This is a genomic window from Roseivivax sp., from assembly GCF_054552075.1.
This window is the reverse complement of sequence record NZ_JBTOLZ010000021.1, coordinates 60,573-82,195: the sequence shown is the minus strand read 5'-3', so window position 1 is coordinate 82,195 and position 21,623 is coordinate 60,573. Positions and strand designations below refer to the sequence as shown.

The 21,623-nt window shown below is 69.9% G+C and carries 20 protein-coding genes and 1 other RNA gene; 6 read left to right on the top strand and 15 right to left on the bottom strand.

The window, feature by feature from the left end; translation table 11 throughout:
- Positions 1-425: 425 nt before the first annotated feature.
- From ruvB to ruvC, 3 genes are read right to left on the bottom strand one after another with little or no spacing between them, the layout of a single operon-like run.
- Complete coding sequence (gene ruvB, locus ACX938_RS15265) at positions 426-1,451, bottom strand: Holliday junction branch migration DNA helicase RuvB (RefSeq protein ID WP_459431696.1); 1,026 nt, start codon at positions 1,449-1,451, stop codon at positions 426-428.
- 4 nt (positions 1,452-1,455) lie between these two features.
- A complete protein-coding gene (gene ruvA / locus ACX938_RS15260) occupies positions 1,456-2,145 on the bottom strand; it encodes a Holliday junction branch migration protein RuvA (RefSeq protein ID WP_459431695.1) in 690 nt (229 codons plus the stop codon).
- Positions 2,142-2,690: a crossover junction endodeoxyribonuclease RuvC gene (ruvC, locus tag ACX938_RS15255; protein WP_459431694.1), complete on the bottom strand. Its 549-nt coding sequence runs from the start codon at positions 2,688-2,690 to the stop codon at positions 2,142-2,144. The genes ruvA and ruvC overlap by 4 nt, the downstream gene beginning before the upstream one ends.
- A gap of 240 nt (positions 2,691-2,930) precedes the next feature.
- Here ruvC and ACX938_RS15250 point away from each other — a divergent pair, with 240 nt between their 5' ends.
- Positions 2,931-3,143, top strand: coding sequence for a DUF1127 domain-containing protein (locus ACX938_RS15250; protein WP_232755261.1), 213 nt, complete (start codon positions 2,931-2,933; stop codon positions 3,141-3,143).
- A 188-nt stretch (positions 3,144-3,331) separates the two neighbouring features.
- Here ACX938_RS15250 and ACX938_RS15245 read toward each other — a convergent pair whose 3' ends face one another.
- Together ACX938_RS15245 and ACX938_RS15240 are read right to left on the bottom strand one after the other, a co-directional pair.
- Positions 3,332-3,673, bottom strand: coding sequence for a hypothetical protein (locus ACX938_RS15245; protein ID WP_232755262.1), 342 nt, complete (start codon positions 3,671-3,673; stop codon positions 3,332-3,334).
- Positions 3,674-3,938: 265 nt separating this feature from the next.
- Entirely contained in the window at positions 3,939-4,808 is an 870-nt protein-coding gene (locus ACX938_RS15240; RefSeq protein WP_459431693.1) for a 50S ribosomal protein L11 methyltransferase, read from the bottom strand.
- Positions 4,809-4,906: 98 nt separating this feature from the next.
- Between ACX938_RS15240 and ACX938_RS15235 the strand changes: the two genes are divergently transcribed.
- Positions 4,907-6,502 (top strand): sodium:solute symporter, encoded by a 1,596-nt coding sequence (locus tag ACX938_RS15235; protein ID WP_459431692.1) that lies wholly within the window; start codon positions 4,907-4,909, stop codon positions 6,500-6,502.
- Between the two features lie 191 nt (positions 6,503-6,693).
- Here the strand turns inward: ACX938_RS15235 and ACX938_RS15230 are convergent, their stop codons facing one another.
- From ACX938_RS15230 to hemE, 5 genes are all read right to left on the bottom strand, one after another.
- Complete coding sequence (locus ACX938_RS15230) at positions 6,694-7,923, bottom strand: MFS transporter (protein WP_459431691.1); 1,230 nt, start codon at positions 7,921-7,923, stop codon at positions 6,694-6,696.
- A 145-nt stretch (positions 7,924-8,068) separates the two neighbouring features.
- The gene (locus tag ACX938_RS15225) at positions 8,069-8,497 is read right to left on the bottom strand and encodes a cupin domain-containing protein (protein ID WP_232755266.1); all 429 of its coding nucleotides are present in this window, start codon (positions 8,495-8,497) and stop codon (positions 8,069-8,071) included.
- A 263-nt stretch (positions 8,498-8,760) separates the two neighbouring features.
- Positions 8,761-9,522, bottom strand: coding sequence for an ABC transporter permease (locus ACX938_RS15220; protein ID WP_232755267.1), 762 nt, complete (start codon positions 9,520-9,522; stop codon positions 8,761-8,763).
- Entirely contained in the window at positions 9,519-10,466 is a 948-nt protein-coding gene (locus ACX938_RS15215; RefSeq protein WP_232755268.1) for an ABC transporter ATP-binding protein, read from the bottom strand. The genes ACX938_RS15220 and ACX938_RS15215 overlap by 4 nt, the downstream gene beginning before the upstream one ends.
- A gap of 600 nt (positions 10,467-11,066) precedes the next feature.
- Positions 11,067-12,098 carry a uroporphyrinogen decarboxylase gene (gene hemE / locus ACX938_RS15210; protein ID WP_459431690.1) on the bottom strand — a complete coding sequence of 344 codons (1,032 nt, stop codon included), beginning with the start codon at positions 12,096-12,098 and terminating at the stop codon, positions 11,067-11,069.
- A 104-nt stretch (positions 12,099-12,202) separates the two neighbouring features.
- Here hemE and hemC point away from each other — a divergent pair, with 104 nt between their 5' ends.
- Entirely contained in the window at positions 12,203-13,159 is a 957-nt protein-coding gene (hemC, locus tag ACX938_RS15205; RefSeq protein WP_459431689.1) for a hydroxymethylbilane synthase, read from the top strand.
- A gap of 919 nt (positions 13,160-14,078) precedes the next feature.
- On the opposite strand, the gene ACX938_RS15200 is transcribed toward hemC, so the two are convergent.
- The 3 genes from ACX938_RS15200 to nudC all read right to left on the bottom strand — a co-directional run bounded on the left by ACX938_RS15200 (position 14,079) and on the right by nudC (position 16,437).
- Entirely contained in the window at positions 14,079-14,885 is an 807-nt protein-coding gene (locus ACX938_RS15200) for a DUF4198 domain-containing protein (protein ID WP_459431688.1), read from the bottom strand.
- 79 nt (positions 14,886-14,964) lie between these two features.
- The gene (locus ACX938_RS15195) at positions 14,965-15,429 is read right to left on the bottom strand and encodes an SRPBCC family protein (protein ID WP_232755272.1); all 465 of its coding nucleotides are present in this window, start codon (positions 15,427-15,429) and stop codon (positions 14,965-14,967) included.
- Positions 15,430-15,474: 45 nt separating this feature from the next.
- On the bottom strand, positions 15,475-16,437 hold the full coding sequence (gene nudC / locus ACX938_RS15190; RefSeq protein WP_459431687.1) for an NAD(+) diphosphatase: 963 nt from the start codon (positions 16,435-16,437) through the stop codon (positions 15,475-15,477).
- Between the two features lie 180 nt (positions 16,438-16,617).
- Here nudC and ACX938_RS15185 point away from each other — a divergent pair, with 180 nt between their 5' ends.
- Both ACX938_RS15185 and ffs read left to right on the top strand, forming a co-directional pair.
- Positions 16,618-18,369: a bifunctional metallophosphatase/5'-nucleotidase gene (locus ACX938_RS15185; protein WP_459431686.1), complete on the top strand. Its 1,752-nt coding sequence runs from the start codon at positions 16,618-16,620 to the stop codon at positions 18,367-18,369.
- Between the two features lie 354 nt (positions 18,370-18,723).
- An RNA gene (ffs, locus tag ACX938_RS15180) (signal recognition particle sRNA small type) lies at positions 18,724-18,821 on the top strand.
- A 161-nt stretch (positions 18,822-18,982) separates the two neighbouring features.
- Here ffs and ACX938_RS15175 read toward each other — a convergent pair.
- Positions 18,983-19,492 (bottom strand): protein-tyrosine phosphatase family protein, encoded by a 510-nt coding sequence (locus tag ACX938_RS15175; RefSeq protein ID WP_232755275.1) that lies wholly within the window; start codon positions 19,490-19,492, stop codon positions 18,983-18,985.
- 211 nt (positions 19,493-19,703) lie between these two features.
- Positions 19,704-20,543, bottom strand: coding sequence for a prephenate dehydratase (locus ACX938_RS15170; protein WP_232755276.1), 840 nt, complete (start codon positions 20,541-20,543; stop codon positions 19,704-19,706).
- 118 nt (positions 20,544-20,661) lie between these two features.
- Between ACX938_RS15170 and ACX938_RS15165 the strand changes: the two genes are divergently transcribed.
- The gene (locus ACX938_RS15165) at positions 20,662-21,213 is read left to right on the top strand and encodes a c-type cytochrome (protein WP_459431685.1); all 552 of its coding nucleotides are present in this window, start codon (positions 20,662-20,664) and stop codon (positions 21,211-21,213) included.
- The last annotated feature ends 410 nt before the right edge of the window (positions 21,214-21,623 follow it).

Genomic DNA, 21,623 nt, shown 5'->3' with positions numbered 1-21,623 from the left:
CCGGACCGGCCCCTTGGGCCGGCGCTCTTGTGGGTGGCGCGCATAGCTCTGCCCTAGTCCTGACCTTGCTGGGATAAAGCGCCTTGCTCAGAGGTCGGCAGCGCCGGCCCCCGGTCCGGCGCGCGCCCTCGCTGGTCCGTTGTGCCAGGAGCACCTTCGCCGCTGCGTGGCATTGCCTGAGGGCGTTCTGGCTGCTGCGGTGCGCGAAGGGGCCCTTCGCTGGGGCATTGCGCCATGCGGCCCTTACTGCTCCGTTGCGCTGGTAACACCTTCGCTGCTGCGTGGCGTTGCGGGAGGGGATCTGGCTGCTGCGTTACGCGAGGGGTGGTCCCTCGTTGCTCCGTTGCGCCAAGGGGCCGTTGCTGTTCGGTTGCCGTGGGGCCTGCGGTCCGGCAGCTGAAGCTGCCCCCAGAGCACCCCCGCCCCTACTCGAACAACTGCCCCTGCCCCGGCGCCTTTGGCGCGGGCAGGCCGAGGTGCGCCCAGCCTTTGCCGGCCAGCATCCTCCCGCGCGGGGTGCGGGCGATCAGGCCCTGCTGCAGAAGGTAAGGCTCGATCACCTCCTCGAGCGCGTCCCGCGCCTCGGAGAGCGCCGCGGCGATGGTCTCGATGCCCACCGGCCCGCCGGCGTAGTTCTCGGCGATCAGCCGCAGGTACCGCCGGTCCGCGCCGTCGAGCCCCAGCCCGTCCACCCCGAGCCGGGTCAGCGCGTTGTCGGCCAGCTCCCGGGTGATCCTTCCGTCGCCCTCGACCACGGCGAAATCCACCACCCGGCGCAGGAGCCGGCCGGCGATCCGCGGCGTGCCGCGGGCGCGGCGGGCGATCTCGCGGGCGCCCTCGGCATCGGCGGCGACGCCAAGCTTCGAGGCGTTGCGGCTGACGATCACGTCGAGCTCCTCGACGCTGTAGAACTGCAGCCGCGTCGGGATGCCGAACCGGTCGCGCAGCGGCGTGGTCAGAAGCCCCAGCCGCGTCGTCGCGCCGACCAGCGTGAAGGGCTGCAACTCGATCCGCACGGTGCGCGCCGCCGGGCCCTCGCCGATCACCAGGTCGAGCTCGTAGTCCTCCATCGCCGGGTAGAGCACCTCTTCGACGACCGGGTTCAGCCGGTGGATCTCGTCGATGAACAGCACGTCGCGCGCCTCGAGGTTGGTCAGGATCGCCGCGAGGTCCCCGGCCTTGGCCAGGACCGGCCCCGAGGTCATGCGGAAGTTCACCCCCAGCTCGCGGGCCATGATCTGCGCCAGCGTCGTCTTGCCGAGGCCCGGCGGGCCGTGGAACAGCGTGTGGTCCATGGCCTCGCCGCGGGTGCGGGCGGATTGCAGGAAGACCCGCAGGTTGGCGCGGGCCTCGGCCTGGCCGACGAAATCCTCAAGCATCTGCGGCCGCAGCGCGCGGTCGCGATCCTCGGGCGTGGTCTCGGCGCGCAGGAGAGGGTCGGGCTCGGTCATGTGCTCACTTCGGCGCCAGGAGCTTCAGCGCGGCGCGGATCAGCCCGCTGGTCCCGGCCTCGGGGTCGGCATGGGCGGCCTCGGCCACGGCGGAGGCCGCCTCGCCCGGGCCGTAGCCCAGGTTGGCCAGCGCCGAGAGCGCCTCGGCCTGGGCGGTGCGGCCAGCATCGGCGGCAGCCGGCGGCGGGGCGGGCCGGGGCGCGGGCGCCTCGCCGAGCAGATCCTCGAGCACCTCGGGTCCGGGCGAAGCGCCCGATCCGCCGGCGCCCGCCGCGGCGCCCATGGCCATGACCACCGGGGCCTTGTCCTTCAACTCGTTGACCACCCGCTGCGCGGTCTTGGGGCCGATTCCCTTGGCCGCCTTGATCGCCGTCCAGTCGCCCAGCGCGATGGCGCGGCTCACCCCGTCGGGGCCGAGCGCCCCGAGGATCGCCAGCGAGGCCTTGGCGCCCACCCCCTGCACGCTCATCAGGAGCCGGTGCCATTCCTTCTCGACCAGGCTCGGGAAGCCGAAGAGCTGCAGGATGTCCTCGCGGACCAGGAGGTCGGTGAACAGCGCCGCCGCCTCGCCCGGCCCGCCGAGCCCGGCCAGCACCCGGTCGGAGCAGAAGACCACGTAGCCCACGCCGCGCACGTCGATCAGCACGTGATCATCGGCCTTGTATTCGATGCGTCCCGCGATGCGCCCGATCATGCGGCACCTCCCACCGTCTTGAGCCGGGGCGCGCGGTTGTAATGCGCGTGGCAGATGGCGATCGCCAGGGCGTCGGCGGCATCGGGCGAGGTGATCTCGACGCCCGGGAGCTGCATCCGCACCATGTGGTCGACCTGCTGTTTCTGCGCGTGGCCGACACCGACCACGGTCTTCTTGACCTTGTTCGGGGCGTATTCGCCGACCTCGAGCCCCGCCTGCGCGGGCACCAGGAGCGCGATGGCGCGGGCCTGACCCAGCTTCAGCGTCGCCACGCCGTCCTTGTTCACGAAGGTCTGTTCCACCGCCGCCACCTCGGGGGCGTAGCGGGCCACGACCTCGGAAAGCTGGTGGTAGAGCGACAAGAGCCGCGGCGCCAGTTCACCCGAGGATGTGTGGCAGGTGCCATTGGCGACATGGCGCAGACGCCCGCCCTCGGCGTCGATCACGCCCCAGCCGAGATTGCGCAACCCCGGATCGATTCCCAGAACTCTGACCAAAACTGCCCCGTTTGTCGTTTTCCTGCCGATAGCACGAAAGGCGAACATTCGCCAAGGCAGTTTGCGGGCGGAGGCGGAATCCGACGCTTTGCGCGGCAGCGGCGACACGGGGTCACGGCGCCGTGTTGACCGGCGCCGGAAAGCGACCTAACAGGCGCCGAAAGCGGCGTTTTTCCTCTGCACAAATATCATGCGTGCTATGCAATTTTCGCAGCTTGTGCAGTCATTTGCGCGTCCATAAATGCCGGCTGCGAACGCATCACCAACGCGCAATTCACAGGTCCGATCATGGCACTTATCGACACGCACAACCCGCTCCTCGGGCCTGCCAATCTGGCCGGCCGCATCGGTTCCCTTTTCGTCGTCGCCTCGCGCGCCGCATCCGACTGGAACGAGACCCGCGCCACCCGCAAGGCGCTCTCGGCGCTGACGGACCGCGAGCTCGACGACGTGGGCCTGACCCGCTTCGACATCGAGCGCGTCGCCCGCCGGGGCCGCTGAGCCCGCCCTCCCGGCAGGCCGCCAAGAGTTCGGGCTGTCACGACAGCCCGTAAAGGCCGCGTCCCTCCTCTCCCGGGGGCGCGGCCTTTCTGTATCTGAGAGGAGGAAGACCCGCGCCGCGCGCCGCCCTGGGGCGGCCTCGTGGTCGGACGGCGATGTTCCGGCCCGGCCCCGAGGACCCCGGCGGCTCAGAACACCGTCTGGAGCATCTCCGCGGCCCGCGCGGTCAGCGGATCGATCTGCATCAGGAAGGCCCCGGCGCGTTCGGTGGCATTGCCGGTCTCCAGCGCCTCCACATGGGCGGCATAGGCCTCGGTCCCGAGCGCGCTGACCAGCCCGACCTTGGCGCCGAGCCCCAGAACGATCAGGAACAGCCCGAGCTTCAAGGGCCAGCGCCGTCCCCGGCGCGCGGGCTTGTGCTCGAACAGCCCGTTGCTGTTCATGCGGGTCACATATCCTTCGGCCAGGCGGCGATGCTTGCGCTCGACCTGTTTCTGCCGGCGAAGAAAGGCTTTGTGGGCAGATTCCATCGGCGCCCTCGCTTTCTGTCACAAGCCCCCACTCGTGATCGGAGCGAGGCTAGGCGGGCAATCGGGCGAAATTTCGGCCAATTTGCGGGATATTCGCGGGATCAAGGCGGCACTCGCGCGGGTCGCGCGCGGGGGTGAAGCGCTGGGTCAAGGATCAGCAACGGCAGGATCTGGCGCCCGCGCGATGCCCGTCGCTGCCGCCTGCGCCCGGCCTGACGGACCGCCAGACGCCCCTGCCCTAGAGCCGAGGCGCCAAGCGCCGCCCTCAGCCCCGGCGCAGCGTCAGCGTCGCCCAGTCGCCGATCTCCTCGCGGTGCGCCAGCGTGAAGCCCGCGCCCTCGTAGACGGCCTGCACCTCGTCGGCCTGGTGCACCAGGATGCCCGAGAGCACCGCATGCCCGCCCTGAGCCGTGCTGGCGGCCATGGAGGGGGCCAGGTCGATCAGCGGCGCCATGAGGATATTGGCGAAGACCAGGTCGTAGGGCGCGGCCGAAGCGATCTCGGGGTGATCGAAGCCCGTCGCCTCGATGCAGCGCACCCGGCCCTCGAGCGCATTGGCCCGGACGTTGGCCTCGGCCACTTCGACCGCCACCGCGTCGATGTCCGAGGCCAGCACCTCCTCGGGCCAGATCCGCGCGGCGGCCATGGCCAGCACCGCCGTGCCGCAGCCCACGTCGATCACCCGGGACTTGCGCGCCCCGCCCTCGATCAGCCGGTCGAGCGCGCGCAGACAGCCCAGCGTGGTGCCGTGATGGCCGGTGCCGAAGGCCATGGCGGCCTCGATCAGGAGCGGCTCGGCATCCTCGGGCACCTTGTCGGCGTCATGGCTGCCGTAGACGAAGAAGCGCCCGGCGGCGACGGGCACCAGTTCGCGGCGCACCTTGGCGACCCAGTCGGTCTCGGGCAGCTCGGAGACCACGAAGGGCTGGGCCCCATGCGCGGCGGCCAGAAGCGCCAGCTCGACCTCGGGCGGGGCCGCCTCGAAATAGCCGCCGACCTCCCAGCGGCCCGAGCCGTCCTCGATCTCGAAGACGCCGACGCCGGTGGGCGCGGGGTCGAGATCCTCCAGCGCCTCGCCCAGGGCTTCGCCCTGGTCCTTGCCGTCAAGCGTGGTGAATGCGGTGAAGGTGGGCATCGCGGAGCCTTTCGGGCGGGGTCAAGCGAAAAGATGCGGGAACAAGTCAGCTTTTCTGCGGTTCCCGCCATTATGGATCATTCAGCAGGGGTTCTTCCATGGAAGGCACAGCGCCGCAAGCCGTCCAATCCGCGATCACCGGGCTCGATCTCTGGGTGCTCGGCGCCTATTTCCTGGTGGTCATCGGCATCGGCGTCTGGGTCTCGCGCGGCACCAAGAGCGGCGAGGACCTCTTCCTGGCCGGGCGGACGCTGACCTGGGGCATCGTCGGCTTCTCGCTCTTTGCCTCGAACATCTCCTCGACCACGCTGATCGGCCTGACCGGGGCGGCCTATACCACCGGCATCGCCACCTCGGCCTACGAATGGATGGCGGGCATCCCGCTCATTCTCCTGGCCTTCGTCTTCGCGCCGCTCTTCTTCAAGAGCCGGGTGACCACCATCCCCGAATGGCTCGAACGCCGCTTCGATAGGCGCGCGCGGCTCTATTTCTCGGCGGTCACAATCCTTCTGACGGTGATCGTCGACACCGCCGGCGGCCTTTATGCGGGCGCGGTGGTGGTGAAGACCTTCTTCCCGGAGGTGCCGATCTGGATCACCTGCGTCGGCATCGGGCTCTTCGCGGGCATCTACACCGCCTCGGGCGGGCTGAAGGCGGTGGTCTATACCGACGTGCTTCAGGCCGTGGTGCTGATCTTCGGCTGCGCGGCGATGACCTACTTCCTGTTCTCCGACCTCGGCTTCTCCTGGGCGCAGGTGCGCGAGGCGATCCCCTCGGAGGACCACCTGAGCCTGGTGCAGCCGCGCGACGACGAGGTGCTGCCCTGGACCGGGCTGTTCTTCGGCGTGCCGCTCCTGGGCTTCTGGTACTGGGTCACCAACCAGTACATCGTGCAGCGCGTGCTGGGCGCGCGCGACCTGCGCGAGGCCCAGCGCGGCGCGATCCTCGGCGGCTTCCTGAAGATCATCCCGATGTTCATCATGGTGCTGCCGGGCGCCATGGCGCTGGCGGTGATCCCCGACCTCGAGAACGCCGACATGGTCTTCCCGACGATCACCACCACGATCCTGCCCGCGGGCCTCACCGGGCTGGTGCTGGCCGGGCTGATCGCGGCGATCATGTCGAGCGTGGATTCGACGCTGAACTCCTCCTCGACGCTGATCAGCCACGACTTCCTCGACATCGGCGGCAAGGAGCCCGACGAGCAGCGCCGCATCGGCACGATCACCACGCTGATCCTGATGGTGATCGCGATCCTCTGGGCGCCCTTCATCGACGACATGGGCGGGCTCTGGGACTACCTGCAGCAGGCCTTCTCGATCCTGGTGCCGCCGATTGTGGCGATCTTCCTGCTGGGCGCGCTCTGCAAGGCGGGCACCGGGGATGCGGCGGTGATCACCCTGGCCGCAGGGCATGCGATCTCGGTGGGGTTCTTCGTGGCCTCGCAGTTCGGCGTCTGGCCGCTGCATTACACCGCGAATGTGGGCCTGATGACGGTGATCTCCTTCGTGATCTTCTTCGTCACGAGCCGCGCCGGGCGGCCGCGCACCGATCCCGAGCTCGCGGAGGTCACCTGGTCGCCAGACATGGCCTTCGAGGCGCTCTCGGACGACGCGCCGCTCTGGAAGAACATCCGGCTCTGGGCGGTGCTGCTGGGCCTGGCGATGCTGGGCATCCTGATCGGCTTCTGGTGAGGTCTGAGGGGCTGGCGGCGCGGGGGTTGGCCCGGCCGCCTTAAGCCCGCCTCGCTGTGGGGGTTGGCCCGGCCACTCGCCCTGCCTCACTCCCGGTGTGGCCCAGCCGCTCGCCCTGCCTCACTCCCGGGGTGGCCCGGCCGCTCGCCCTGCCTCACTCCGGGGTTGGCCCCGCCGCCTCTCGCCCGGCCTCACTCCGCCGGCGCGGGCAGCACGCGGGCGAAGATCGTCTCGTTGCCCGGCTCGGGATGGCGCGGGATCAGGAGCGCCAGGCACAGCGAGGTCACCGCCATGCCCGCGGCCAGCGTGAAAACCGCCTCGGGCGAGACCAGCCAGAGATACCCCAGGAGCGCCGGCAGGAAGACCGCCGCGATATGGTTGATCGTGAAGGCCACCGCCGCCGTGGGCGCGATGTCGCCGGGGTCTGCAATCTTCTGGAAATAGGTCTTCAGCGCCAGGGCCAGGGCGAAGAAGATATGGTCCACCACGTAGAGCACGGCGGCCAGCACCACGCCCCAGCCGAACCAGTAGAGCCCGCCGTAGGCCAGGAAGACCACCGTCAGCCCGACGTATTCGAAGACCAGCGCGTTGCGCTCGCCGAAATGGCCCACCGCCCGGCCCATCAGCGGCGCGAAGATCATGTTCGCCACCAGGTTCACCAGGAAGAGCGCCGTGACCTCGTGCACCTCGAAGCCGAACTTCTCGACCATCATGAAGCCCGCGAAGACCACGAAGATCTGCCGCCGCGCCCCGGACATGAACTGCAGCGCGTAATAGAGCCAGTAGCGCCGCCGCAGGATGAACTTCTTGACCTGCGGGTTGGGGGCCTCGAACTGCGGGAAGGCCAGCCAGCAATAGGCCACGATGACCAGCGTCAGCCCGCCCGAGACCATGTAGACGAAGGCATAGGACAGTTCGAAGGCCCGCCAGGTCATGACGATCGCCACATAGGCCACCAGCGTCGCCGCCGAGGCCGCCGCCACCAGGAGCCCCAGCACCCGGGGCGCCTCGGCCTTGGGCAGCCATTGCAGCTGCAGCGACTGGTTCACCGTCTCGTAGTAGTGGAACCCGATCGAGGACAGCATGGTCACCGTCAGGATGCCGCCCATGGTCGGGAAATAGGCGGTGATCGCCGTCGCCGCGCCCAAAAGCGCCAGCGAGACCAGTGCCAGCACCTGTTCGCGCATGAAGATGATCACCGCGATCACGCCCACGGCGAGGAAGCCCGGGATCTCGCGGACGGTATGCAGCCAGCCGATGTCCGAGCCGTCGAACTCCGCCGCGGCGATCACCCAGTTGTTGAGCAGCGCCGACCAGGTCGCGAAGCTCAGCGGCATCGCGATGGCCATGAGGAACAGCAATGTCACGGGGCGGCGCCAGATGGGAAGGCTGCGTGCCTCGGCTAGGGGCAGGATCTGCATGCCTTCGCGTTAGCCGCTTTTCCCGCCCTTGGCGAGGATAAAGCGGCTTTGCGCGGGTGGGCGGTGTCCGAGGTGTCGGCGCGGGTCGAGGGGGCGTGAGTGGGCGCCCCCGGCCAGAGGCCGCGCCATGCCGTCCGCCCCGGCCTCAGCCCCGGAAGCGGTAGTCGACCTCGGAGAAGCGGTCCTTCGGGAAGCCGTAGAGGAACCGCAGGCCCTCGGTGCCCGCGATGGTCTCGTGCTCGGCCTCGGCGGGGATGAAGATCGCCACCCCGGGGGTGATCTCATGGGCGCGGCCGTCGATGGTCACGACGCCCTGCCCCGCGAGCCCGAAGTAGAACTCCGCCGGGCCGTGGCGATGGGCGAGAAGCGTGCCGCCCGGGCCGAACTCGGCCACCCCCAGCGTCATGCCCGCCGTCGCCGTGCGGTCGGCCGAGAAGAGCGTGCGCCACCGGACCGTGCCGAAAGCCGGATCCTCGCCGCCCTCGAGCGGCGCGCAATCGGCATTGGCCACCACCGGCAGGGCGGTAAGATAGGCTTCGGCGATCCCGCCGGTCATCTGCTCGAATACGTCCATGCGCCCAACCTCCTGACGCAGGTCACCTCAGGGGGCAGAGTGCATGTTTTTTGGGCATCCCGTCTGTCTTGGCCGCGACCGCGACATGTCGGTTTCAAGCCGTTTCAGGCCAAAAGCGTGCCCTTTTGGCGCATCGGGGCGCGTTTCGGCCCGTCGGTCGGGGGCCGGAAGTATTTCCCCGCGGCGCTTCGAGGCGCCGCTGAGCCTCTCAGCCCGGGACCAAAAGCCTGCCCCCTCGCCGCATCACCGCGCGTCTCAGCCCCTCAGCTGCGGATCTTCCAGCCGGTCTTGAAGATCCACCAGACTGCCGAGACGCAGGCCAGGGTGAAGCCGCCGATCGCCAGGAGGCTCACCCCCACCGGCACGTCGGCCATGCCGAAGAAGGCCCAGCGGAAGCCCGAGACCAGGTAGACCACCGGGTTGAAGAGCGCGACCGTCTGCCAGGCCTCGGGCAGCATGTTGATCGAGTAAAACGACCCGCCGAGGAAGACGAGCGGCGTCACCACCAGGAGCGGCACCAGCTGCAGCTGTTCGAAGTTGCCCGCCCAGATCCCGATGATGAAGCCGAAGAGCGCGAAGCTGATGCAGGTCAGAAGCAGGAAGGCGATCATCGCCGGCCAGTTCTGGATCTGCAGCTCGACGAAGAACGAGGCGGTGATCAGGATCATCAACCCGATGAAGAGCGCCTTGGTCGCCGCCGCGCCGACGTAGCCCAGGATCACCTCGAGGAAGCTGACCGGCGCCGAGAGCAGCTCGTAGATCGTGCCGATGAACTTCGGGAAGTAGATCCCGAAGGAGGCGTTCGACAGCGCCTGGGTCATCACCGTCAGCATGATCAGCCCGGGCACGATGAAGGCGCCGTAGGAGACGCCCTCGACCTCGTCGATGCGGCTGCCGATGGCGGCGCCGAAGACCACGAAATAGAGCGAGGTCGAGATCACCGGAGAGATGATCGACTGCAGGAAGGTGCGCACGAAACGCGCCATCTCGGCGCGGTAGATCGCCTTGACCGCCAACCAGTTCATGCCGCGTCTCCTTCTGCGTTGTCGCGCTGGTGCACGAGGCCGACGAAGATGTCCTCGAGCGAGCTCTGGCTGGTCTCGACATCGGCGATGGTGACCCCGGCCTCGGTCAGCGCGGCGATCATCCGGGCGATGCCGGTGCGCTCGGCGCGGGTGTCGTAGCTGTAGATCAGCGCCTGGCCCTCGTCCTCGAGCCGCAGGTCGTAGTCCGAGAGGTCTGCGGGGATCGCGCCGAGCGGCTCGTTGAGCGAGATCCGCATCTCCTTGCGCCCGAGCCGGGCCATGAGCGCGTCGGTCTCCTCGACCAGCAAGAGCTCGCCCTTGGAGATCACCCCGATCCGGTCGGCCATGGCCTCGGCCTCTTCGATGTAATGGGTGGTGAGGATGATGGTGACGCCGGTTTCCTTCAGAGCGGCGACGATCTCCCACATGTCGCGGCGCAGCTCCACGTCGACGCCGGCGGTGGGCTCGTCGAGGAACAGCACCTTGGGGTCGTGGCTCAGCGCCTTGGCGATCAGCACCCGGCGCTTCATCCCGCCCGAGAGCTCCTGGATCTGGTTGTCCTTCTTGTCGAAGAGCGAGAGCCGCTTCAGCAGGTCCTCGAGGTAGGCGTCGTCAGGCGCCGCGCCGAAGAGCCCGCGCGAGAAGCGCGCCGCGTTCCAGACCGTCTCGAAGGGTTCGAGCGTCAGTTCCTGCGGCACCAGTCCGATCATCGCCCGGGCCTTGCGGAAGGCGCGCACGACGTCGTGGCCGCCGACGTGGATGCTGCCGCCGGTGGGCATGGTGATGCCGCAGATCGCCGAGATCAGCGTGGTCTTGCCTGCGCCGTTGGGACCGAGAAGCGCGAGGATCTCGCCCTCGCGGATGTCGAGGCTCACGCCCTTGAGGGCCTGGAACCCGCCCTTGTAGGTCTTTTCGACCCCGTCGATCTGGACCATCGCGGTCATGCCGGCCTCCGCCTGTCTGTTCGTGCGCGCAAGCTAGGGATGCCGGGCCCTCGGGGCAATGTGCGAATGCGCAGGGGGGCGTCGCGGGGGGGGGTGTCGCGGCGCTTGGAGCGCGCGGCACGGAGCTGTGGGGCTTGGAGCTCGGGGCACCTTGGACGCTGAGCGCGGGACGCGTGACGGGCGAGGCGTTTCGCTTGCTAATCGAAGCTTCCAGAGCGTCTGGCGTTGCCTGCCGGGCAGAGGAGCAACCTTCCCAACAAGGCCCCAGCCCCCTCTCACCCCGCACACCAGAGGGCGCGCGCCGGACCGGGGGTCGGCGCTGCTGCCCTCCGATCTAAGCGCTTTATGGCAGCAAGGTCAGGGCTAGGGGTGATATATGCGCTTCGCCCACAAGAGCGCCGGCCCAAGGGGCCGGTCCGGCGCGCGCCCGGCACCTGCGGTGCTATTCGGGCGCAAGGGGATGCACTTTAAAACGAGCCGGCCCGCGTCATACGCACGGCGGGGGGCCGGTCCTCGCCTGCCGCGAGGCGGCAGGAAACCCGCTCACGCGTCCTCGGCACCAAGGGGAGACCCGGCCCAACCCCGGCCGCCCAAGCCCCCTCAGCCCATCGACCGCACGGTCTCGATCATCAGCGCCACGTTCTCGGGGTCGGCGTCGGGGGTGATCCCGTGACCGAGGTTGAAGATATGCGGCCCGCCGCGCAGCGCCTCGACGATGGCGCGGGTCTCGCGCACCAGGTCCTCGCCGCCGGTGACCATATGCGACGACGCGAGGTTGCCCTGCACGCAGCCCGCGGGCTGGACGTGTTCGGCCACCCAGGCCGCGCTCACGCTGTCGTCCACGGCCACGCAGTCGGCCCCGGTCGCGGCGTGGAAGCCCACGTATTTCTCCCCGGCCTGGCACGGGAAGGCGATGACCGGCACCCCGGGGTGGCGGCGCTTCAGGGCCTCGGTGATGATCCGCGCGGGCTCCACCGCGTAGCGGTCGAAATCTTCGCCCTTGAGCGAGCCCGCCCAGCTGTCGAAGATCTTCACCGCCTCGGCGCCCGCGTCGATCTGGCGCGAGAGATATTCGATCGTGCCCTCGGTGATCTTGCCCAGGAGCTGCTCGAAGACCTCGCGGTTCTCGTCCTTGAGCGCATGCGCCGGGCCCTGGTCGGGGGTGCCGCGCCCGGCGATCATATAGGTCGCCACGGTCCAGGGCGCGCCGGCGAAGCCGATCAGGGTGGTCTCCGAGGGCAGCTCGCGCGAGAGGATCTTCACCGTCTCGTAGACCGGCGACAGCGTGTCGTCGATCGCATGCACCGGCTTCAGCGCGCGGAAGTCCTCGGCGCTGGTCACGGTGGAGAGCCGCGGGCCCTCGCCTTTGACGAACCACAGGTCCAGCCCCAGCGCCTGGGGCAGCAGCAGGATGTCGGCAAAAAGGATCGCCGCGTCGAAGCCGTAGCGGCGGATCGGCTGCAGCGTGACCTCGGCGGCCAGCTCGGGGTTGTAGCAGAGCGACAGGAAGTCGCCCGCCTGTTCCCGCGTGGCGCGGTACTCCGGCAGATAGCGGCCGGCCTGGCGCATCATCCAGATCGGCGGCACCGCCTGGGTTTCGCCCGCGAGTGCCCTGAGGATCGTCTTGGTCATCTCCGCTCCTGCCTGTTTGTCCTGCGGTCCAACCCGTGTCCCTTGCCCGGAAACCGCTGTCAAGTTCGCTTGTCACCCCGGATCGGCCCGCGTAATCAGGGGCCATGACCAGCCCACTCCCCTCCCCCGACGCGCCCCTGAAGATCGGCACCCGCGGCTCGCCGCTGGCGCTGGCCCAGGCCAACGAGACCCGAGACCGGCTGGCGGCGGCCTTCGACCTGCCGCACGAGGCCTTCCAGGTGGTGGTGATCAAGACCACCGGCGACCGGATCATCGACCGCCCGCTGAAGGAGATCGGCGGCAAGGGGCTCTTCACCCGCGAGATCGAACAGGCGCTGACGCTGGGCGAGATCGACATCGCCGTGCATTCGATGAAGGACATGCCGACGCTGCAGCCCGAGGGGCTGGTGCTCGACACCTACCTGCCGCGCGAGGATCCGCGCGACGCCTTCATCTCGCCGGAGTTCGCCTCGATCGCGGAGCTGCCCGAGGGCGTCACCGTCGGCACCTCGAGCCTGCGCCGCCGCGCCCAGCTCCTGGTGCGCCGGCCCGATCTCGAGGTGGTGGAGTTCCGCGGCAACCTGCAGACCCGTCTGCGCAAGCTCGACGACGGGGTGGCGCGGGCGACCTTCCTGGCGCGCGCCGGGCTCAACCGGCTCGGCATGTCCGAGGTGCCCCAGCACCCGATCGAGGTCGGCGACATGCTGCCCGCCATCGCCCAGGGCGCCATCGGCATCGAGCGCCGCGAGGACGATGCCCGGGTGGCCGAGATGCTGGCCGCGATCCACCACCCCCAGACCGCCGATCAACTGGCCGCGGAACGCGCCTTCCTGGCCGCGCTCGACGGCTCCTGCGAGACCCCGATCGCGGGGCTGGCGGTGCTCGACGGCGACCGGCTGCACCTGACCGGAGAGGTCCTGCGCCCCGACGGCTCCGAGGCGCATTCCGGCACCCGCGAAGGCCCGATCTCCGAGGGCGCCGCCATGGGCCGCGACCTCGCCCGGGAACTCTTGGAGCGGGCGGGGCCGGATTTCTTCGACTGGATTGATGCGGTGGTGTGAGGTGATTGGTGGTGAGGCGCTTTGCCGAGGTAAGCCCTCGGGTGGCGTGAGGCCCGGTTCCGGTGGGTCCGTTCGGGCGGCTTGGCCTGACGGAGCGCAGCAGTCCGTCGGCCCACACTGTTCCCATCGGGTGGCTTATGCCGTTGAGGCGCTTGGCCTGAAGTGTCCTTGAGTGGCGTGAGGTCCTACGCCGGTGGGTCCGGCTGGGTCGCCTAGCTTCAACCAGTGGTTCCGGCTAGTTCGCCTAGCCTAAGGAGCGCGTCAGCTCGACGGCTTGCATTGTTCCCAACGGGCGTCCCATGCCGCCCGGGTGCACCCCCCCATCGAAGAGCGCCGATCAACGCTGACCACCCCGCACAGCCTGCTATCACGACGCCCACCCCCCTCTCAACCAGCCCAACAGAGGGCGCGCGCCGGACCGGGGGCCGGCGCTGCCGACCTCTGAGCTGCGCGCTTTATCCCAGCAAGGTCAGGACTAGCGGCGATCTTTGCGCACCATTCACAAGAGCGCCGGCCCAAGGGGCCGGTCCGGCGCGCGCCCGGCATCTTCGATGCTATTCGGTCGCAAGGGGCGCTGGCTGCATTGGGGCGCTTGGAATCAGATGACAGGGTGCCCGGCGGCGTGCGGAGGCTGGACCCGCTGTCCCCTCGTTAACCGCGACCGGCACTTTCGGTGTTGTTCGGGTGCAAGGGGGCGTGATTTTTCGGAGCTTCGGGAAGATCGCCGGCGTTGCCTGGCGGCCAAGTTCAATGGCTACCGTAGAGGGCGGCTGGCGGCAGGCGCGCGCGATGCGACAGCCAAAAGAGTGATCCAGCGTCGTGAGGGCTCAACCCTGACTATGAGCGGGCCATCGCCCCTACCTCACAGGCAACACCAGCCGCACCTCCGCACCAAACCAGCCACCCTCGCAAGCGACTCTCACCCCGGCACACGAAATGTCAGCGACGCCCAAAGGCTCTCCCAGGCCGGGTCCTCGGGCGCCGAGACCTCCAGCTCCCCGATCACCACTGCGTCGGCGAGATAGGCGTGGCCCGGGCGCACCGGCAGGACCGCGCGGCCCTCGGCGTCGGTCTCGACGAACTGCACCTCGACCGAGCCGTCGGGCGCGCGCGCAAACAGCTCGATCTGCGCGCCATCGCGCGGCGCGCCTTCGTAGAGCACCCGCACCGGCAGGCCCTCGGAGAGGTCGTCGGTATAGGGGTTCGCCTCGGCCACGATCTCGGTCCGCAGCCCCACCTCGCGGTCCGCCCCCGCGCCGGAGCCGACGGCGACCAGCGACTTGGCGTAGCGGGTGTAGCGCTCGCGAATATTCCCGCGGTCGAGCCCGCGCTCGACGAAACGCGACAGCGCCCAATCCGCGTCCTTGTGGACCACAAAAGAGGCGAAGGTCTGGAAGTTCTCATAGGTCAGATCGTAGTCGCGGGTCTGATGCACGATCACCGCGAGACCCTCCTCCGGGGCGGGCATCTGCAGCGCCGGGCGGTCGCCGGGGCGGCCGGGCACCTCGTAGACCTCCTCTCCCATGACCAGCTCGAAGCGGGTGATATTGGGCGGCAGATAGGCGTAACCGGGGCCCTCGAAAGCCTCACCGACGCGGATGCTGGCGCGGATCTCGCCGCCCGCGGGCACCTGCCAGGGGTCGGGGTCGATCCAGAACTCATGCGCGGCCACGGGCAGGGCCGAGGCAAGCGCAAGGCAGAACGCGGTCAGGGTCTGGCGGATCATCGGCACCTCCGGGGTCGGACACAACTGAAATGACGCAAGAGCCTAGCGCAGAAGCGCCGCGCCGCCATCACCCGGCCCATCACGTCCGCTTCAGCCGCGCCTCGAGGTCCGAGGCCGCCTGCGCCACCCGGGTCTTGAACTTCCGGTCGAGCCGCCCCTTGGCGAGCTTCATCGACTGCAGGATCAGCCGCGCCGAAAGCGTCTTGGCGCTGAGATGCGCATCGATGCTGACCCGCGTGCGGGTCCGCGCCAGGGCCACGCATTCCACGATGGTGCGGATCTCGAGCCCGCCAGAGACCGCGTCGAAGACCATGAGCGTCGGCGGCTCGTGGCGGCTGAGCGTCACATCCGCCTCGCGCGCCTTGCCGCGGTAGCGGAAGCCGGCGCGCCAGCTCGCGCCCTCGCCCGCCGCGCCGCCGCCGTCGGTGCGGGTGATCTCGACCCCGCGGCGCATGATCTGGCGTTCGATGGCGGGGAAATCCGACAGCGCCCCGAAGACCGCGTCGAGCGGCGCCTCGATGTCTTCCGTGCGTGAAAACTGCATGTCTGCTCCGTCTCTGCGCCACCCCTGCGGCGGGCGGCCTTGGTCTCAGTCCAGCCTGTCCGCAAGCCAGTTCGTCAGCATGAAATGCGCGATCGCCCCGCGCCGCGCCGGCAGGAGCCCCGTCGCCTCGCCCGAGAGCGTGGCCAGGATGCGCTCCTTGGTGACCCATTGCGCGGCCTCGATCTCGTTGGGGTCGAGGGTGATCTCGCTCGAGCGCGCCTCGGCGTGGCAGCCGATCATCAGCGAGTTCGGAAAGGCCCAGGGCTGGCTCGCGAGGTAGCGCACCGGGCCGACCGCGACGCCGGTCTCTTCCTGCACCTCGCGGCGCACCGCGGCCTCCACCGTCTCGCCGGGTTCGAGAAAACCCGCGAGGCAGGAATACATGCCCTCGGGCCAGCCCGGCGACCGCCCCAGAAGCGTGTAGGGCCCCTTGGTCACCAGCATGATGACCACCGGGTCGGTGCGCGGGAAATGCCGACCGCCGCAGGCGTGGCAGAGCCGCTGCCAACCGGCCTCGGCCAGGGCGCTCTCGGTGCCGCAGCGCGAACAGAAGCGGTGCGAGGCGTGCCAGCCCAGGACCGCCTTGGCGGTGGCGGCCAGTTCGGCCTCGAAGGGGCTGAGCCAGGTCATCACCCGGCGCAGCTCGACGAAGCGGCCCTCGGGGCAGGCGGGATGCACCTGTTCGGTGGGATCGGCGAAACGCTGCAGCGCGTCCTCGTCGAGCCCCTCGGGCTCCCAGCCTGCAAGCTCCAGCGCGAAGCGCGGCGCGCCGCCCGCACGGCCCAGGAAGATCCGCTCGCCGGTCTCGGCCAAGATCGGATGGTCCATGGGCAGCTGCACCAGCCGCGCGGGGTTTCCCTGCGAGATCAGCACCTTGCCGCGCCAGAGCAGGGTCGCCCGCGCCGCCGGATCCCGCGCCAGCGCCGCCTGCGCCTCGGGATCGCCGCGCAGCTCGGCGGCGCGGTCGAAGCCGGCCCCGCCGAAGGTCACCTCTTCCGCATGTCTCATCGCCCCTCCCGCGCCAAAGGCGCAACGCCCCAGGGTTGCATTTTGCCCAGCGCAATATGCAACCTATGGTTGATTTTTGCCACGCCGCGCCCTAGTCTCCTGCATCGCAGATCACACAAGGGGACCGGCGTGACGGGTGCAAGCGCCAAAAGCCTCCACGAGTCCGACCGTGTGGCTTCCTTGCGTCTTCTCGCCATCACCGATCTGCACGCGCGGCTCCTCCCCTATGATCACGACAGCGACAGCCCGCGCCCGGGCAGCGGGCTGGCCTGCCTGGCGGGCACCATCGCGCGGGCCCGGCGCGAGGTCTCGGCCTCGCTTCTGTTCGACAACGGCGACACCTACCAGGGCGACGCCCTGGGCGAGATCCTCGCCCGCGACATGATGCGCGCCGAGGCGCAGGGGCTTCTGGCCCATCCGGTGGCCGCGGCGCTGGGGGCGCTGGGGCTCGACGCGGCGGTGCCGGGCAATCACGATTTCGACTTCGGGCTCGACACCCTGCGGGCCATTGCCAGAAGCGCGCCCTTCCCCTTCGTGCTGACCAACCTCGTGGCGGCGCGGGGCGACGGGCCGCTCGCCGACCGACCGCTCTTGCCTCCGGCGGTGATGCTCGACCGGAGCCTCACGCTCGAGACCGGCGAGGTGCGGCCGATCCGCATCGGGGTCCTTGGGCTGGTGCCGCCCGGCACGCCGGCGCGCGACCCCGCGGATCCGGTCGCCCGGGCCGAGGGCCGCGACCTGCTCGCCACGGTCGAGGCCTGGGCGCCCTACCTGCGCGGGGCGGGCGCGGACCTCGTGGTCTCGCTCTGCCACTCGGGGCTCGGGCCGATGCATCCGCGGCCGGGGCTCGAGGATGCCGCGCTCCTGGTCGCGGGCCACCCAGAGGTCGACGCGGTGATCGCCGGGCACCGCCACGAGCGCCACGCCCGCCCTGCCGCGGACGGGCGCGCGCCGCTGGTCGCTCCCGCCGCCCATGGTCGCGAGCTGGGCGTCATCGACCTGCGCCTCGCGCCGCGTCCGGGCGGCGGCTGGCGGCTGGCCGACAGCGCGGTGGACCTGCGCCCCGCCGATGCCGCGCCGGGCTTCGAGGCCCGCCCCGTGGCGCGCATCGCCGCCCCCGCCCATGCCCGCGCCCGGGCGCTGCTTTCCGAGGTGATCGGCGAAAGCGCGGTGGCGCTGCAGACCTATCTCGCGCGGGTCCGGCCGCTGGCGGCGACCTCCCTCATCGCCGAGGCCCAGGCCGCCTATGCCCGCACCGAGATCGGCGGCGGCGGGCTGCCGCTTCTCTCCGCGGCCGCCCCCTTCAAGGCCGGCGGGGCCGAGGGCGGCGAGGGCTTCACCCATGTGCCCGCCGGGCCGATCGCGCTGCGGCACGTGCATGAACTTTATCCCTATGCCAACCGGGTGAGCCTGCGCCGGTTGAGCGGCGCCGAGGTCCGCGACTGGCTCGAACGCGCCGCGGCCGTCTTCCGCTCGCTGGGGCCAGGGGCGCGCGACGCGCCGCTCCTGGAGCCGGGCTCGGCGGGCTACGACTTCGACCTGATCCACGGGCTGCGGTTTTCGATCGACCTCTCGGCACCCGCCGGGGAGAGGATCCGCGGGCTGGCCCTGCCCTGCGGGACGCCCATCGCGCCGGAGGCGCGGCTGCATCTCGTGACCAACAGCTTCCGCGCCGGGGCCGAGGACGGCTTCCCTTCGGGCGCGCCGGTGCTCGAGGGCGGGCCGCTGGTGCGCGACATCCTGGCCGATTTCATCCGCCAGCGCGGGCGGCTGGGCCCGGAGCTTTCCGCCTCGGGCGGCTGGTCCTTCGCCCCGCTGCCCGGAGCCTCGGCGGTGTTTCCGGTGCCCGCGGCCGCCCGGCCTTTCGTGGAGGCGGAGGGGTTGGAGTGGGTTGGCGCTGCGGATGGGGGGATGGGGCGGGTGCGGTTGTGACAAAGGTGTGGGTTGGGGTGTGGGTGTGGGGGAAGGATTTGCGCCCGAATAGCACCGAAGGTGCCGGGCGCGCGCCGGACCGGCCCGATGGGCCGGCGCTCTTGCGGGTGGCGTGCCTAGTTCGTCGTTAGTCCTGACCTTGTGGGGATAAAGCGCTTCGCTCGGAGGTCAGTAGCGCCGGCCCCCGGTCCAGCGCGCGCCCTCACTGGTCCGTTGCGCGAGGAGCGCCGTCACCGCTGCGTTGCAATGCGCGGGGCTCGCCATGCGCCTTTTGCGAACGGCGGAACATCCTCCGCACCCTTCTCACCTCACCCCGAGGGTTGCGAATCCGTGCGGTGACGCCTATTTCGGCCTTGAGAGGTTGGCGCGGGCAGGCGCCTCGCCAACCCGGTCAGGTCCGGAAGGAAGCAGCCGTAACGAGCCCCGCTTGGGTCGCGTTCAGCCTCTCACCTTATCCCTTCAGCGCAGATGTTTTGATGCGATGGTCCTGTCGGGTCCGTTAGAGCGTGCTGTGGCGCAATGGCAAGCGCAGAGAGCACCTCCTCGCAAAACCCATTTTTTTCAGAACCTTCGCGCGCATCGCGACTCCGCGCACCCCCGCTCCCCCACCTCCTCAACTATGCCGCAGAAACGGCACCGGCTCGGGCCGCGCGGCCAGGGCCCAGCGCATCTGCGCCTCGGTCTCGATGGCGCAGGGGCGCACGGCGCGCAGGCGGGGCAGCGCCTCGTCGGGGGCCTCGCCCATCTCGATCATCAGCCGCAGCGCCGCCATGCCCGAACGCCCGCAGCCCGCGCGGCAATGCACCAGCACCCGGCCGCCGCCCAGGAGCGCCTTGCGCGCGAACCCCGAGACCGCGACCCAGCGGGTATCGAAGGCGGTGTCGGGCGCGCCGCCGTCCTCGATCTCGATCTGGTCCCAGCGGGTGCCGCGCTGCTGCATGTCGGCGCCGAAGCTCTCGGCCCCGGCCATGTAAAGCTCGAGCCGGGTCACCAGCGACAGGACCAGCGCCGGGCGCCAGTGCCTCAGATGCTCGAGATCACCGGCGTAATCGCCCGAGGCCCCGGGCATCGGCGCGATGCCGAGGATGCCGCTGCCGACCGCGAGGGCGTGGATCACATGCATGGGGCCGCCTCCCGCAAAGGCCGCGCACCCGCGCAAAAGCGCCGGGCGCCGCGCGGGCCCCGGCCCGTGCCGCTCGTCTGCTTGGAGCCGCCTGGGTCCATGCCTCCTCCTTGCAAAGACCGCCTGTCGCGCGATCATACAGGCTTTGCACCGGGAGATAAGGCAATTCTGCTGCAGGGCGAGGCGCTTGCGGGACGCCCGCGCCCCGGGCTCAGGGCCGCCGGGCGTCGCGGGGATAGGTGCCGAGGATGGTCAGCTCCTCGGTGAAATAGGCCAGCTCCTCGAGTGCGCGGGCGACGGCGGGATCCTCGGGGTGGCCCTCGATGTCGGCGTAAAACTGGCTCGCCTCGAAGGAGCCGCCGACCATGTAGCTCTCGAGCTTGGTCATGTTGACGCCATTGGTCGCAAAGCCCCCCATCGCCTTGTAGAGCGCCGCGGGAATGTTGCGGGTCTGGAAGACGAAGGTGGTCAGCATGCCGTGGTCGCCGCGCCGGGTCAGGTCGGCCTCGGGGCTCATCACCAGGAAGCGGGTGGTGTTGTTGCCCTCGTCCTCGATGTGGCGGGCCAGGACGTCGAGCCCGTAGATCTCGGCGGCCAGCTCGCCCGCCAGCGCACCGCGCGACCGCACGCCGGCCTCGGCGATGGCCCGGGCCGAGCCCGCGGTGTCCGCGCCGGTCACCCGCCGGATGCCGTTGTCGCGCAGGAAGTTGCGGCACTGGCCCAGAAGCACCGTGTGGCTCTGGGCCTCGGCGATGTCGGCGATGGTGGTGCCCGGCACGCCCAGAAGGTTGATGTGCACCCGCACGAAGGCCTCGCCGATGATCTTCAGCTCGGAGCCCGGCAGCAGCGAATGGATGTCGGCCACCCGGCCGTAGGTGGAGTTCTCCACCGGCAGCATTGCGAGCTCGGCCTGGCCGGTCTTCACCGCCTCGATCGCATCCTCGAAGGTGCGGCAGGCCAGGGCCTCGTGGTCGGGCCGCGCGCTGCGGCAGGCTTCATGCGAATAGGCACCGGGTTCGCCCTGGAAGGCGATGCGTTTCTGACTGGCCATGAAAAGTCTCTGGAACTGGTCTCTCGAGGGGGCGTTTCGTCGCGGTGAGTATACCTTGCCTCTCCGAATTGGAACCAATAGAACCCGCTGAAACTCAGGACACGACGGACCGGACTCCATGTTTGACACGATGACCTTCACCAAGATCATTGGTGGCTTCTGCGGCGCTTTGCTTGTCTTCCTGCTGGGCGGCTGGGCCGCCGAGAGTCTCTTCCACGTCGGCGGGACGCATAGCGCCGAACACGGAGAGGGTCACGGCGAAGAGGGCGAGCAGGTCGCCACCGGCTTCCCCATCGAGGTTGCCGAGGAAGACGGCGCCGCCGAAGAGGAAGAAGAGGTGGACTTCGCCTCGCTTTGGGAAAACGCCGACGCCGGCGCCGGCGAGCGCGTCTTCAGCCAGTGCCGCGCCTGCCACCAGCTCGAGGAAGGCGCCAACGCGGTTGGCCCCTATCTTTACGGCGTGGTCGACCGCGACATCGGGTCGGCGGAAGGCTTCAACTACTCCGGTGCGCTTTCCGAGGCGGGCGACGTCTGGACCCCGGAGAACCTCTTCAACTTCCTCGAGAACCCGCGCGGCTGGGCGCCGGGCACCTCGATGTCCTACAGCGGCCTGTCGGACCCCGAGGACCGGGTGAACCTGATCGCCTACCTCGATCAGACCGACGGCTGAGGCGCGGGGGTCCCGGCGAGGGGCCTTTTGCGACGGATCGGAAAGGCGCGGACCCGGCGGGGTGCCGCGCCTTTTTCTTTGGGGGCGGGGTGCGCAGGGCCGTGGCAGCTTCGCCCCCCCCCTCGCCTCCCTGCGCCCGAACAGCACCTTAGTCGCCGAGCGAACCCCGGACCGCCCCCTCAGGCCAGCGCAGTTGAAAGATGCGCTCAAATTCCCGCTTCGAAAATCCGCGCCGCGCTTGCCTCCCCTCACCACCCCTTGCGCCCGAATAGCGCCGCAGGCGCCGGGCGCGCGCCGGACCGGCCCCTTGGGCCGGCGCTCTTGTGGGCGAAGCGCATAGATCGCCGCGAGCCCTGACCTTGCTGGGATAAAGCGCCTAGCCCGGAGCTAAGCAGCGCCGGCCCCCGGTC

Coding starts and splice junctions, on each gene's coding strand:
- ACX938_RS15240 (WP_459431693.1), bottom strand. CDS start 4,808: ATGCCCACCTTCACCGCATTCACCACGCTTGACGGCAAGGACCAGGGC.
- ACX938_RS15170 (WP_232755276.1), bottom strand. CDS start 20,543: ATGGCCAGTCAGAAACGCATCGCCTTCCAGGGCGAACCCGGTGCCTAT.
- ACX938_RS15230 (WP_459431691.1), bottom strand. CDS start 7,923: ATGCAGATCCTGCCCCTAGCCGAGGCACGCAGCCTTCCCATCTGGCGC.
- nudC (WP_459431687.1), bottom strand. CDS start 16,437: ATGAGACATGCGGAAGAGGTGACCTTCGGCGGGGCCGGCTTCGACCGC.
- ruvB (WP_459431696.1), bottom strand. CDS start 1,451: ATGACCGAGCCCGACCCTCTCCTGCGCGCCGAGACCACGCCCGAGGAT.
- hemE (WP_459431690.1), bottom strand. CDS start 12,098: ATGACCAAGACGATCCTCAGGGCACTCGCGGGCGAAACCCAGGCGGTG.
- ACX938_RS15165 (WP_459431685.1), top strand. CDS start 20,662: ATGTTTGACACGATGACCTTCACCAAGATCATTGGTGGCTTCTGCGGC.
- ruvC (WP_459431694.1), bottom strand. CDS start 2,690: ATGTTCGCCTTTCGTGCTATCGGCAGGAAAACGACAAACGGGGCAGTT.
- ACX938_RS15195 (WP_232755272.1), bottom strand. CDS start 15,429: ATGCAGTTTTCACGCACGGAAGACATCGAGGCGCCGCTCGACGCGGTC.
- ACX938_RS15215 (WP_232755268.1), bottom strand. CDS start 10,466: ATGACCGCGATGGTCCAGATCGACGGGGTCGAAAAGACCTACAAGGGC.
- ACX938_RS15250 (WP_232755261.1), top strand. CDS start 2,931: ATGGCACTTATCGACACGCACAACCCGCTCCTCGGGCCTGCCAATCTG.
- ACX938_RS15225 (WP_232755266.1), bottom strand. CDS start 8,497: ATGGACGTATTCGAGCAGATGACCGGCGGGATCGCCGAAGCCTATCTT.
- hemC (WP_459431689.1), top strand. CDS start 12,203: ATGACCAGCCCACTCCCCTCCCCCGACGCGCCCCTGAAGATCGGCACC.
- ruvA (WP_459431695.1), bottom strand. CDS start 2,145: ATGATCGGGCGCATCGCGGGACGCATCGAATACAAGGCCGATGATCAC.
- ACX938_RS15220 (WP_232755267.1), bottom strand. CDS start 9,522: ATGAACTGGTTGGCGGTCAAGGCGATCTACCGCGCCGAGATGGCGCGT.
- ACX938_RS15235 (WP_459431692.1), top strand. CDS start 4,907: ATGGAAGGCACAGCGCCGCAAGCCGTCCAATCCGCGATCACCGGGCTC.
- ACX938_RS15200 (WP_459431688.1), bottom strand. CDS start 14,885: ATGATCCGCCAGACCCTGACCGCGTTCTGCCTTGCGCTTGCCTCGGCC.
- ACX938_RS15245 (WP_232755262.1), bottom strand. CDS start 3,673: ATGGAATCTGCCCACAAAGCCTTTCTTCGCCGGCAGAAACAGGTCGAG.
- ACX938_RS15175 (WP_232755275.1), bottom strand. CDS start 19,492: ATGCATGTGATCCACGCCCTCGCGGTCGGCAGCGGCATCCTCGGCATC.